The 11,982-nt window shown below is 63.4% G+C and carries 15 protein-coding genes; 7 read left to right on the forward strand and 8 right to left on the reverse strand.

Translation table 11 applies throughout. The annotated features are described in order from the left end of the window. Positions 1-8: 8 nt before the first annotated feature. Positions 9-1,187 (forward strand): ammonium transporter, encoded by a 1,179-nt coding sequence (locus D8Z78_RS01280; protein ID WP_121631543.1) that lies wholly within the window; start codon positions 9-11, stop codon positions 1,185-1,187. A gap of 43 nt (positions 1,188-1,230) precedes the next feature. On the opposite strand, the gene D8Z78_RS01285 is transcribed toward D8Z78_RS01280, so the two are convergent. Then, the gene (locus D8Z78_RS01285; protein WP_121631542.1) at positions 1,231-1,443 is read right to left on the reverse strand and encodes a hypothetical protein; all 213 of its coding nucleotides are present in this window, start codon (positions 1,441-1,443) and stop codon (positions 1,231-1,233) included. Between the two features lie 205 nt (positions 1,444-1,648). After that, positions 1,649-2,092 (reverse strand): type II toxin-antitoxin system RatA family toxin, encoded by a 444-nt coding sequence (locus D8Z78_RS01290; protein ID WP_121631541.1) that lies wholly within the window; start codon positions 2,090-2,092, stop codon positions 1,649-1,651. Positions 2,093-2,173: 81 nt separating this feature from the next. Here D8Z78_RS01290 and hpt point away from each other — a divergent pair, with 81 nt between their 5' ends. The 4 genes from hpt to D8Z78_RS01310 all read left to right on the forward strand — a co-directional run bounded on the left by hpt (position 2,174) and on the right by D8Z78_RS01310 (position 4,783). Continuing rightward, positions 2,174-2,713 carry a hypoxanthine phosphoribosyltransferase gene (hpt, locus tag D8Z78_RS01295; protein ID WP_121631540.1) on the forward strand — a complete coding sequence of 180 codons (540 nt, stop codon included), beginning with the start codon at positions 2,174-2,176 and terminating at the stop codon, positions 2,711-2,713. Between the two features lie 215 nt (positions 2,714-2,928). Next, the gene (locus D8Z78_RS01300) at positions 2,929-3,381 is read left to right on the forward strand and encodes a c-type cytochrome (RefSeq protein ID WP_121631539.1); all 453 of its coding nucleotides are present in this window, start codon (positions 2,929-2,931) and stop codon (positions 3,379-3,381) included. 3 nt (positions 3,382-3,384) lie between these two features. Further along, on the forward strand, positions 3,385-4,266 hold the full coding sequence (locus D8Z78_RS01305) for a cytochrome c (RefSeq protein WP_121631538.1): 882 nt from the start codon (positions 3,385-3,387) through the stop codon (positions 4,264-4,266). A 148-nt stretch (positions 4,267-4,414) separates the two neighbouring features. Further along, entirely contained in the window at positions 4,415-4,783 is a 369-nt protein-coding gene (locus D8Z78_RS01310; RefSeq protein ID WP_121631558.1) for a mannan-binding lectin, read from the forward strand. Between the two features lie 19 nt (positions 4,784-4,802). Here the strand turns inward: D8Z78_RS01310 and lipA are convergent, their stop codons facing one another. The 3 genes from lipA to D8Z78_RS01325 form a co-directional block, all read right to left on the reverse strand. Beyond that, positions 4,803-5,753 (reverse strand): lipoyl synthase, encoded by a 951-nt coding sequence (gene lipA, locus D8Z78_RS01315; RefSeq protein WP_121631537.1) that lies wholly within the window; start codon positions 5,751-5,753, stop codon positions 4,803-4,805. Positions 5,754-6,000: 247 nt separating this feature from the next. Further along, positions 6,001-6,912 (reverse strand): hydrogen peroxide-inducible genes activator, encoded by a 912-nt coding sequence (locus tag D8Z78_RS01320; RefSeq protein ID WP_121631536.1) that lies wholly within the window; start codon positions 6,910-6,912, stop codon positions 6,001-6,003. 91 nt (positions 6,913-7,003) lie between these two features. Beyond that, positions 7,004-8,116 (reverse strand): DUF6456 domain-containing protein, encoded by a 1,113-nt coding sequence (locus D8Z78_RS01325; RefSeq protein ID WP_121631535.1) that lies wholly within the window; start codon positions 8,114-8,116, stop codon positions 7,004-7,006. A gap of 235 nt (positions 8,117-8,351) precedes the next feature. On the opposite strand from D8Z78_RS01325, the gene D8Z78_RS01330 reads away from it, so the two are divergent. Next, on the forward strand, positions 8,352-8,648 hold the full coding sequence (locus D8Z78_RS01330) for a DUF6477 family protein (protein WP_121631534.1): 297 nt from the start codon (positions 8,352-8,354) through the stop codon (positions 8,646-8,648). A 54-nt stretch (positions 8,649-8,702) separates the two neighbouring features. On the opposite strand, the gene D8Z78_RS01335 is transcribed toward D8Z78_RS01330, so the two are convergent. Further along, positions 8,703-10,247 (reverse strand): trimethylamine methyltransferase family protein, encoded by a 1,545-nt coding sequence (locus D8Z78_RS01335; RefSeq protein ID WP_121631533.1) that lies wholly within the window; start codon positions 10,245-10,247, stop codon positions 8,703-8,705. Between the two features lie 246 nt (positions 10,248-10,493). Here D8Z78_RS01335 and D8Z78_RS01340 point away from each other — a divergent pair, with 246 nt between their 5' ends. Next, the gene (locus tag D8Z78_RS01340; protein ID WP_121631532.1) at positions 10,494-11,282 is read left to right on the forward strand and encodes a delta-class carbonic anhydrase; all 789 of its coding nucleotides are present in this window, start codon (positions 10,494-10,496) and stop codon (positions 11,280-11,282) included. Here D8Z78_RS01340 and D8Z78_RS01345 read toward each other — a convergent pair. Together D8Z78_RS01345 and D8Z78_RS01350 are read right to left on the reverse strand one after the other, a co-directional pair. Further along, positions 11,253-11,612, reverse strand: a complete 360-nt coding sequence (locus tag D8Z78_RS01345; protein ID WP_121631531.1) for a Lin0512 family protein — start codon at positions 11,610-11,612, stop codon at positions 11,253-11,255. The genes D8Z78_RS01340 and D8Z78_RS01345 overlap by 30 nt on opposite strands. After that, entirely contained in the window at positions 11,609-11,953 is a 345-nt protein-coding gene (locus D8Z78_RS01350; RefSeq protein ID WP_121631530.1) for a Lin0512 family protein, read from the reverse strand. The genes D8Z78_RS01345 and D8Z78_RS01350 overlap by 4 nt, the downstream gene beginning before the upstream one ends. Positions 11,954-11,982: the final 29 nt, after the last annotated feature.

Below are 11,982 nucleotides of genomic sequence, written 5' to 3' on the forward strand. Positions count from 1 at the left end.
AAACACCAATGGTCGGAGCGGATACCGCGTGGATCATCGTCGCCACGGCGCTGGTCCTGTTCATGACGTTGCCGGGGCTTGCGCTGTTCTACGGCGGCCTCGTGCGGGCGCGCAATGTGCTGAGCGTCTTCATGCATTGTTACGCCATTGCCTGCCTCATGAGCGTTTTGTGGCTGGCTTTCGGCTATTCCATCGCCTTCGGTGACGGCGGCGCCTATTGGGGCGGACTCGGCAAGATGTTCCTCAACGGCGTCGATGCGGACAGCGTGTCGGGCACCCTGCCCGAGGTCTTGTTCTTTGCCTTCCAGATGACCTTTGCGATCATCACCCCCGCGCTGATCGTCGGCGCCTATGTGGAGCGCGTGGGCTTTGGCTTCGTTCTGCTGTTCTCGGGTCTGTGGATGCTGCTGTGCTACGCGCCGGTGACCCATTGGATCTGGGGCGGCGGTTTCCTTGCGGATGGCGGGATCTTTGGCGAGACCGGGGTGCGGGACTTTGCCGGTGGCATCGTGGTGCATGAGACCGCCGGGCTTGCCGCCTTGCTGATCGCGGTTTTCCTCGGGCCCCGCAAGGATGCGAAACATCCGCCGCACAATCCGGGCTACGTCATGATCGGCGCGGCGATGCTTTGGGTCGGCTGGTTCGGCTTCAACGGTGGCTCGCAACTGGCAGCGGACGGTGGCGCGGCGATGGCGCTGACCGTGACGCATATCTCGGCGGCGACCGCATCGCTGAGCTGGGCGCTGTGGGAAAAGATCAAGTTCGGCCGCGCCTCGCTGGTGGGTATCGTCACCGGGACCATCGCGGGGTTGGCCTCGATCACCCCGGCATCGGGTTTCGTCGGGCCGATCGAGGCGCTGGTGATCGGCGCAGTCGCTGGTATCCTGTGCCAAGAAGCGGTCAACCTGATCCGCAACACGCTGAAGATCGACGACACGCTGGACGTCTTCGCGGTGCATGGCGTGGGCGGCATTTTCGGCACGATCATGATCGCGGTCTTTGGGGCCGGAACATGGGCCGCGCAGCTTGGATCGCTGGTCATCGTCGGCGTGTTTACCGTGGTCGTGACGGTGGTGCTGATCTTCATCGTCAAGGCCATCACTCCGATGCGCGTCGACGAAGAGACCGAATATCAGGGTCTGGATATCACCGCTCATGGGGAGCGGGCGTACGATCACGCCTCCTAAGCGGCAGATGATGCACGAAAACGGGCCCTTCGGGGCCCGTTTGTCATGCGCTCATCATCAGCCGCGCGGTCTGCGGTTCCGAGGTTGTCTGTGCGGACGCGGAATAGCCGAGACTGGCGCGGTCCGCAGCGCTTCGGCCCGGATCGACAGGCGCACCGGCCATGGCAGCGGTGACCATCGTCGCGATGCGCCGGATTTCTTGAGCGGCCGCCTCGGCGCGCGTCTCGGGGGCCACGCGGGCCCCGACCTCGGCCACCTTGACGCGGGTGACGAGGCGCTTGATCTCTTGCTCGGCGGTTGGGGCCTGCTCTTTCGGCGTGGCCTGAGGGCGCGTATAGGCGGGGATACTCCAGTGATCTGCATGGACGGACTCCTGAACGGGTTTCCCATCTGCATGATCGTGAAAATTGTCGGCAATGCGGCAAGGCCCGATTAACCTGATCGCGTGGTTAACGCCTGCTTCAGCCGTACAATTCCGCCGCGCGGCGCTCGAACGCCCGGACGATCCGTTGCATCGCCTCGTAGAAGAACATCCCCGCCGCACCTTGCAACAGCCTGTTCTTGAACTCGAAATCGACGTAGAACGAGACCTCGCAGCCAGCCTCGACATCCTTGAACGCCCAGTTGGATTTCAGGTGATGAAACGGCCCGTCGAGATATTCGGTATCGATCTGCGACCGCTCCGGCCACAGCGTCACGCGGCTGCCGAACTTTTCGCGGAACACTTTGAACGAGATCACCAAGTCGGCGAGCATCACCTCGTGATCGCCGCAATCCTCGCGCGAGCGGATGCGGGCCGCCGCCGTCCACGGCAGGAATTTCGGATAATCCGCCACGTCGGCCACCAGATCGTACATCTGCTGCGCGGTGTAAGGCAGGGTCTTGGTTTCGGCGTGGGTCGGCATTTTACGTCATTCAGGGCTGTCGATAAGCCCACGATGTCGTATACAGGCGCGCGGAAATCAAGGGTTTGACGGGAATTCACCATGACACAGCGTCCTTATGTCGTAGACGAGATGATCTCGGCCAAGGCGATCGCCGCGCGGATCGAGGCGTTGTGCCGCGAAATCCATGACGAGTTCGAAGACACCCAGAAACTGGTGGTGGTCGGTCTGCTGCGCGGCTCGTTCATCTTTATCGCCGATCTGGTGCGCGAGTTGGACCTGCCGGTCGAGGTCGATTTCCTCGAGGCCTCGTCCTATGGCGACGGCATGGAAAGCTCGCGCGAGGTGCGCATCCTCAAAGACCTCCGGTCCGGTATCGAGGGGCGCGATGTGCTGGTGGTCGAGGATATCGTCGATACCGGCCACACGCTGAGCCACGTGGTCAGCCTACTGACCTCGCGCAAACCCGCCCGGATGAAAAGCATCGCTTTGCTCGACAAACCGGCGCGCCGCGAGGTGGACTTCAAGGCGGACTGGACCGGCTTCGAGATTCCCGACGAATTCGTGGTGGGCTATGGCATCGACTACGCGCAACGCAACCGCAACCTCGGATTCATCGGCAAGGTCCGCTTTACCGACTGACTGCGCGCAGAATTTGCGCATCCCCTGTCGCGTGGCGTTCAACATATCTTGATCCAAGGCGGGCCTGTGGGGCCAATTGGGCCAAATCCCCCAAGGGTCTGGTATTCCTTGCCCTGCATTTCCGCACAATCGCCCTAAGCTGTCGCGTGGTAATTGTCATTGCCACAACACACAGCACGGATATGCTGGACGCATTGCGAAACAGGGAGATACCGATGAAAAAGTCTTTTGCCGCACTGGCCGCATTGGCCGTTCTGGGCAGCGCAGCTTTCGCGCAGGATATGCCCAAGGAGGTCAAGGCACGCCAGGGCCAGTTCCAGATCTTGGCTCTGAACCTCGGTGTGCTTGGTGGCATTGCCAAGGGCGCCATCGAATATGACGAGGCCACCGCAACCGCCGCCGCCGATTCCATCGTCGGGGTCAGCATGGTGCATCAGGCGACGCTGTTCACCGAGGGCACCGATTCCATGTCGATCGACGGCACCCGCGCCATGCCCGCCATCTGGGAGAACATGGACGATTTCGCATCCAAGTGGGGCGACCTCGGAACTGCGGCGGCCGAAATGCAGACTGCGGCGGCAACCGGCAAGGAAGCGATCGGCCCGGCGCTTGGCAAGATCGGCGGCGCGTGCAAGGCCTGCCATGACACCTATCGCGCCCCCGAGTAAGCGATGGGCATTCTGAAATACCTGATCCCGGTGGCGGTCATCGCCGCCGGGGTTGGATGGGTGGTGACCGCGCCCGGCTCTGTCGACGCGGCGCGCTATGACGGTGTGACCGGAAATGCCGAGGCGGGTGAAACCGTGTTCACCGCTGCCGGATGCGCCTCTTGTCACCATGCGCCCCAGTCAGAGGACAAGCTGGTTCTGGCGGGTGGCCAACCCTTTGCTTCCGATTTCGGTACATTCTACGCGCCCAACATCTCGCCTTCGGACGCAGGCATCGGTGGGTGGACCGTTGCGGATCTTGCCGGGGCGTTGACGCAGGGCGTCTCTCCGGACGGGCAGCACTATTACCCGGCCTTTCCTTATACCTCCTACGCCAAGATGGAACCACAGGACGTGGCCGATCTGCATGCCTACATGCAGACATTGCCCGCCTCGGACGTGGCATCGAAACCGCATGACGTGGGCTTTCCCTTCAACATCCGTCGCAGCCTTGGCGGATGGAAGCTGTTGTTCTTCAGCGATGACTACGTGATGGAGGCCTCCGACGAGGCAGGCGGCGCGCGCGGTCGTTACCTCGTGGAAACCCTGGCCCATTGCGCCGAATGCCACACGCCGAGGAACCCCTTGGGCGGGCTCGACAAGGCCATGTGGATGGGCGGCGCGCCGAACCCCTCGGGTCAAGGCACGATCCCGCGCCTGACCCCGGACAAGCTGACATGGTCGGCCGAGGACATTGCCTATTACCTCGAAAGCGGATTCACGCCCGAATACGACTCGGTGGGTGGGCATATGGCCGAGGTGGTCGACAACTTCAGCAAGCTCAGCGCCGAGGACAGGCTCGCCGTGGCGCAGTATATCAAGGCCCTGCCCGCGCTCGGACAATGAGCGGGCAACGACCAGAAAAAGGCCGGATCGCACGGTGATCCGGCCTTTTTTGCGATTTATCACATGTCCGGCCAAGGAAGCGCCGTCGAGGCGCGTCATACCCGTACAGCCGCGAATTCATTGCCCCTCAACCCAAAGGATTTCTTCCATGCGCGTACTTCTTTCCCTTTGCACCGCCCTTGCGTTTTCAGCCGCGGCGGTCCCCGCTCAGGCCCGCTCCATCGAGGCCGGGCCGATCTGGAACCAACAGGATGCGCAGGTCAAATGCCCCGCCATCGCCGCCCATTGGAAAGGCAAATGGACCGGCCAGTGGTGGACCACCGTTCAGGGCAAGATGTCGGTCTGCCAGATCGTCAAGATCCCGAAGAAGGCCGTCGAGGTCGGACCGATCTGGAACCAGCAAGACGCGCAACGGAAATGCCCCGCCATCGCCGGTGCGGAGCGCGCCAAATGGACGGGCCAATGGTGGACCACCGTGCAGGGCCGGATGTCGGTCTGCGAATTGGACTACAACTGACGAACGGGGCTGGCCGAGGTCAGACGTTGGCCAGCTTTGCCTCGCGGGCGTCCCGCAGGCGGGCAAAGTCGTCGCCCGCGTGATAGCTGGACCGGGTCAGGGGCGTTGCCGACACCATGAGGAAGCCCTTGCCATAGGCGGCTTTCTCGTAAGCGGCGAATTCATCGGGATGGACGAAGCGGTCGACCGCGTGGTGTTTCGGCGTCGGTTGCAGATATTGCCCGATGGTCAGGAAATCCACATCCGCCGCGCGCATGTCATCCATCACCTGCGTGACGGACTGGCGATCCTCGCCGAGGCCGACCATGATGCCGGACTTGGTAAAGATATGCGGGTCCAGTTCCTTGACCCGTTGCAGCAACCGAAGCGAGTGGAAATAGCGCGCGCCGGGGCGCACCGTGGGATAGAGGCCCGGCACGGTTTCGAGATTGTGGTTGAAGACGTCCGGCTTGGCCGCGACGACCACTTCCAGCGCCTGCGCGTCGCATTTCAGGAAATCCGGCGTCAGGATTTCGATCGTGGTTCCGGGCGCGCGGTGGCGGATGGCGCGGATGGTCTGGGCGAAATGCTCGGCCCCACCATCGTCCAGATCGTCGCGGTCCACGCTGGTCACCACCACGTGGTTCAACCCCAGCTTCTGCACGGCGTCAGCCACGCGGCCCGGCTCGAAGGCATCCAGCGTCTGCGGCTTGCCGGTGGCGACGTTGCAGAAGGTGCAGCCGCGGGTACAAATCTCGCCCATGATCATCATGGTGGCGTGGCCTTGGTTCCAGCATTCGCCGGCATTGGGGCAGCCCGCCTCTTCGCACACCGTGACCAGCTTGTTCTCTCGCATGATCCGACGGGTGTCGTTGTAGCCCTTGCCCGACGGCGCCTTGACCCGGATCCAGTCGGGCTTCTTCGGCTGGGCATTGTCGGGACGGTGCGCCTTTTCGGGATGGCGCTCTTGCGGAAGTTTGAGATCACGCATGTGGGTTCCCCTCACGGTCGGGATATGCATGCAGTCATACGGAAACGCGCGGGAAAGTACCAGTGGGCAAGCTGTTGCAGCGGCAAACGCCGCAAAGCCCCCTGTCGCTACGGCGTATTTTGCCTATGTTGATAGAAGATCGGGGTGGAAGACTGCCGCCTTCCCCCCTCTCAATTCTGCTCGACGGTTGATTCGCCTTAACCTTTGTTTCGATTATGGAAACAAACTGTTTACAGAGAGTTAATGCTCACCAGGTTTCGTCGGCCCGGCTGACAAATCGCTGCCCCACGCCGCGCAGGGTCGCGATGATTCCATCGAGCCAAGCGCCACTGGTGGCCGCCCGGTGCACCATGCCGATCCGGCGAGAGGGCTCGGGCGCGTCGAAGCGGCGCAGGACCAGACCCGGCGCCGCGGCGCATTCCGTGCCCGCCGCGAGTTCCGGCATCAGCGTATACCCGAATCCCGCCTCGACGAGGCGGGACAGGGTCGGCAGGGACGATGCGCCCGTGTTGATCCGTCCATGCCCCCTGCCCCGGCCACATACCGCCAGCGCCTGCTCCGTCAGGCAATGCCCATCCTCGAGCAGCAGCAACTGGCTTTCGGCCAGTCCTTCGGGACGCGGCACCGGCCCAAGTTCGGCCAGTCGCGCCGCCGATCCTGCCAGCAGAAAGCGGTCCTCGAACAGAGGTACCTCGGTCAACCCGGCGCGCTCGGTTGGCAGCGCGAGGATGCAGGCATCCAGCGCACCATCGCCGAGCATGTCGAGAATACGGTCGGTCTTGCCCTCGGTGACATCCACGCCCAGCGAAATGTCGGTCGCCCGGATCGCGGCCAGCGCCTCGGGCAGAAAATACGGCGCGATCGTTGGAATCACCCCCAGCCGCAACGTCACACCGGGGCCGGTCTGTACGGCTTGCTCAAGCTGGGCGATCTCGGCAAGCACGCGGGTCGCCACCTCCAGCGTGCGGCGCCCCAGCGGGGTCAGCGTGACGCTGCGCGCCTGACGCTCGACCAAGGTGCCGCCCAAGGCCCGTTCGAGTTCCTGAATCTGGACGGACAGCGCCGGTTGGCTGACGTGACTGACCTCGGCCGCGCGCCGAAAATTCTGCTGTTCGGCAAGGGCCTTGAAATAGGACAACTGGCGCAGAGTGACTTTCATAGCCAGAACTTATCACGACTCGGCAAAACGAAAAGGGCGACCCGCATCGGGGCCGCCCTGCTCATGGGTGACAGGTTTGGGACCGACTGGGTCAGCCCATGAGGTCTCCGCCCTGACGGGCGCGTTCTTCGTAATGGCGCTTGAGCCGTTGCAGCGCGATGCGCAGCACGATCTTGCCGGACCGGGCCGACCAGCCAAGACGTTTCTCGGTGGTCTCCAACCCTTCGAGGAAGCAGCAGCAGCGCAGCGCCACATCGCCGAGGCCGGGACCAAGGTCACGCAGCGCAGCCTGAACGCGGCCCTGCGCGTCGGTCGGCGTGCCGCCGCCATTGCCCTGAACGTCGATCCCGGCGGTCAGGAACTGGTCCCAGTTCTGCGTGGTGCGCGGGCCCATCTGGCTTAGCTCGAAATCTTCGCGCAGGCGTTCGCCAGCGGCGATCAGCGCATCGGTCAGGAAGGGCTGGCCATCCTTGTCCTTGCGCCGACCCAGCGCCACAAGCGGGCTTTCCGCCAGCAGGTAGCGCGCCTTGCGGGCGCGTGGATCGGCCTCGACCTCTTCCAGAGCGGCCTCTGCGGCGCGGCCCGTATCGAACCCGGCCTGCGCCTCTGCAAATCCGCGCACTTTGTTTTCCTGTTGTGCAACAAGACGTTGCAGCTCTTGCCGACCGGCAGCGGTGATTCGATAGCGCGAGATGCGGCCCGGCTCGTCGCAAGCGATCCACTCCTTCAGCGCCATGGCTTGCGCGATGGGTGAATCCACGACGGCGGTGCGGGTGCTTCCACCATCTCCGGTGTCGCGCACGACAACGGCCTTGTCCATTTCTGCGGCGACGGCCAGAACCGCCCCGCTTTCGCAAAGTCGACGCAGAACGCGGCGCGCCTCGCGCGCCAGCGTCGCCCCGTCGGGCGGCGTCGGTGTATTCACGGCAGCGTTCATAGGATCTTCATCCTTCCTTGAATGAATGGCCCCCAACTGGACCCTCGTAGCCCCCAGGCTTAGTAAAGCGGCGTCGATCAGCGGGTCATCCCGTCTTGTTTCAATGCGACGCACCTGACGTAGGACGGTCGAGGCATGACATCCGGCCTGCCGCGCCAGTTCGCGAATGGAATGACCCTCTTCCACATGCGCAAGGTAGATGCGCGCGGCATCGGGCACCCATCTGGGCAACCCTCCTTGCGCGTGTCTGGTCCTTGCATCAGTCATTCCGGCGTCCTGTTTTGCGGGGCCTTTTCCACAGAGTTATCCCCAAAACCGTCAATCGCAACCATCCGTTGTGTTAGTTACTCTGCGGTTAACGAAAAGAGGCAAAAACAAGGTTTTCAATGAATTGACAAAAACTTCTGACCCCTGCGCACGCCTTTTCGCGGGTTTGCGCAACACCTGTGGAACCTGTGTATCGTTCTGGCTATCGCAAAGGTTGACCATTGGGGATGTCACCATGAAGGACTTGCTAGGACTGTTGAACGACCTTCGCCGCCCGCGCCTGCTGATCCGGGCCGCCCGCGCCGGGGTCGAGGATTACGACCGCGACATGCACCTGCCGCGCATCCTTGGAGGCGGGGCGATGCTGCGACCCGGCCCTGCGCTGATCAAGCTGATGGAGCTGGAGGCCGAATTCGATGAAGCCCGCCGCCGCGAAGACGCGACCTATACCGTCCGGCGTCATGTCGAACTGCTGGTCGCCATGATGGGCGAGGCGCGGCAATTGCGGCTGCAACGCTATGACCAGACATGAAAACGGGCGCGTCCCCGGCGGAGACGCGCCCTGTGAGCCGCAGCGCGGAACAGATCAGGTGAAGCTGTCCGGCATCGATTCCTTCTTCTTGGCCACGTAGCTGGTCAGAGCCTCATGGATGGCCGGGTCCATGTGCGGTTGCTGGTAGTTGTCCAGCAACACCTGCATGCGGGCACGCGCCAAGGCAACCGTGTCACGCGCGCCCTCATCGGCCCAGGTCTCGTAAGGTTTGTAATCCAGCAATTCCGAGCGCCAGAAGGCGGTCTTGAAATTGGCCTGGGTGTGGGCGCAGCCAAGGTAGTGCCCGCCGGGCCCGACCTCGCGAATCGCGTCCATCGCCTGTGCGTTCTCGTCGATCGCGACGCCCTTGGCGAGGTGATGCAGCGTGCCCAACTGGTCGGCATCCATGACGAACTTCTCAAAGCTGGACACGAGGCCCCCTTCGAGCCAGCCACACGCGTGCAGCATGAAGTTCACGCCGGACAGGAGGCCCATATTGAGGCTGTTCGCGGTTTCATAGGCGGCCTGCGCATCGGGCAGTTTCGAGCCGTTGAACGACCCGGACGAGCGGAACGGCAGGCCCATGCGGCGCGCCAGCTGGCCGGCACCATAGGTGATATGCGCCGCTTCGGGCGTGCCAAAGGTCGGCGCACCCGAGTTCATGTCGATCGAGGTCACAAACGCCCCGAAGATCACCGGCGCCCCCTTGCGGATCAGCTGGCTGTACGCCACGCCCGCCATGACTTCGGCCAGAACCTGCGTCAGCGTGCCCGCGACGGATACCGGCGCCATCGCCCCGCCCACGATGAACGGCGAGATGATGCAGGCCTGATGGTTGGCGGCATAGACTTCGAGCGCGCCCATCATCACGTCGTCGAAGGTCAACGGCGAGTTGATGTTGATCAGCGAGGTGGTGACGGCGTTGTCCTTGACGAACTCCTCGCCGAACAGGATGCCGCACATGTCGACGGTATCCTGCGCGCGGCTGGCCTCGGTCACCGAGCCCATGAAGGGTTTGTCGGTCAGGGTCATATGCGCCATCAGCATGTCGAGGTGACGCTTGTTCACCGCGATATCCGTGGGTTCGCACACGGTGCCGCCCGAATGGTGCAGCCACTTGGACATGTGGCCCAGCTTCACGAAGGTGCGGAAATCCTCGATCGTGGCATAGCGACGACCGCCATCGGCATCGCGCACGAAGGGCGGGCCGTAGACCGGCGCGAGGACGAGGTTCTTGCCGCCGATCTCGACGCTCTTGGCCGAGTTGCGGGCATGCTGGGTGAATTGCGAGGGCGCGGTCTTGCACAACTCACGGGCGAGGCCGCGGGGGATGCGCACGCGCTCGCCGTCAACCTCGGCCCCGGCATCCCGCCAGCGCTGCAGCGCGCCGGGGTTGTTGACGAAGTTCACACCGATCTCGGCCAGCACGGTTTCGGCGTTGGCCTCGATGATTTCAAGCGCCTCTTCGTTGAGGATCTCGAGGTTCGGAATGTTCCGCTCGATATATTTCGCGGTCTCGACCTGAAGGGTGGTCCGTTCGGCCCGACGGGCTGCCCCGCCGCCGCCCCGCGCCCGTTTGCGTGCTGTCGCTTCTGCCATGTGATGAGTCCTCACGACTGGGACGGGGCCTTGATGACCCCGAATTGGACCCTGATTTATCGTGCCGCGACCGGGGCTCGATTGCCCGTAGCGTCACTTGCGGGGGGAAAACGACATCCCGACCCTCTGCAACGCCGTGTTTCGACGGTTTAGTCGAAAATTTTGGCAATTCCGTCTGCCGCCTTAAACCGGTGTTCAACTGACTGTGCGAGACAGACCGGCATTCGACCTGACCGGAGACGCCTCATGAAATCGCTTCGTCCTGAACTTTGGCTTGCGCTGCTCCTGACGCTGCTGGCCGGTCCCGCGTCCGCGATCTGCACCGGATTCGGCCCACAAACGCCGAGGGACATCTCGAACACCTACGGGCGCAACCCGGTACGCTTCACCCCGGCGCCGCCCTCGACCGAAATGAACCTGTGCAACATCCATACCCACACCAATGCCGAACATATGGGGCCAGGCTTTTCGATCTTTGCCGGGAATGGCGAACATGGCGGCTTCAAATGCACCGGCTCGCATACCCTGACCGAGGCCGAGCGCACCCGCCCGCATGGCGCTCATGGCGGGTTTCACGGTGTCGAACCGGGCGACACGATCGAGGTGCACTGGGTCTATTCCTCGTGCAACGTCACCCCCGGCAAGGGGCTGGGCGCCTGCCTGTCCGAAGGGTGCTCCAATCCGCAATTGCGCGTGGAAAGCCAGGTCTTTCTCGTGGTGAACGACCCGAACGCCTTGAACTTCATCGATTTTGCCTATCGCGGCACGATGCGGAACGGGTTACACCAGCCCCGCACACTGCCCACCGGCACCGGCGCCCCGGTGACCTTTCTGGGATCGACCACCGGGCCCAGCTACGACCAGACCACCTGTTCGCCGCTTCAGGTCACATGGTCCGTGCGCCCGCGCTGTGCACGGCTCGACATCTCGTCGCTTGACGCGTGGGCGGTCGAGGGCAACGTCTTCGAAGAGGATCACAGCCACGGCGTGCGTCAACTCGTGACCTCACCCGAGTTGCTGGCTCCGATCGACTGACGGGCCGGTCGTCAGTTGCCATCCGGACTGCTCGGGCACGAACACCTCTATGGCGACCGCGGCAACGACGTGATCGGCCGAAACTAGGCCGCCCTGACGGACGGTGATGCTGACATCGCCCAGTGGAAACAGCGCCCGCAACCTGTCTGCATCCACGCTCGACGGATCGGCGACGCCGATGGTGACGCGAGTCTCTGCCCCGTCGATCTGCTCCAACACGGGCAAGGCGACATGGCCAAGGCAGGACCGGATGCCGCGTTCGGCGGCCTTGGTGAGATCGCCGCCGCGCAGGTCCACGCCCATGCCCATCTCGATGATCAACCGCCTCATGCTGCGCGCTCCATGTCGAACCCGACCGAAATCGCCACGATCGCGATCACCGTCGCCTCTCCCGTCCCCTCGGGGCGTGGCACGTCCAGCCCCCCTTCGGTGACCCGGATATCGACCTCGCCATAGGGAAACACCTGCGCAACCTTTTCGACATCCACCCGCTCGGGCCGTGCCACCCCGATCTCGACCGTCAGGCGCATGTCCGCCTTGTCGAACCCGAACACCTCCGCCGCGTTGATCGAGTTGCGCCACAGCGCATTGCGCACCGCCCGTGCCGCCGCTTCGGTATAATCGCCGCGCCGTAGGGAGGTCCCCATTCCGAATTCCGTCAATATGCGCATCGCGCAGCCCTTCCTCATATTGCCTTTTT

Origin of the sequence: Tropicibacter alexandrii (assembly GCF_003667315.2) — a bacterium.
GTDB lineage: Bacteria > Pseudomonadota > Alphaproteobacteria > Rhodobacterales > Rhodobacteraceae > Tropicibacter > Tropicibacter alexandrii.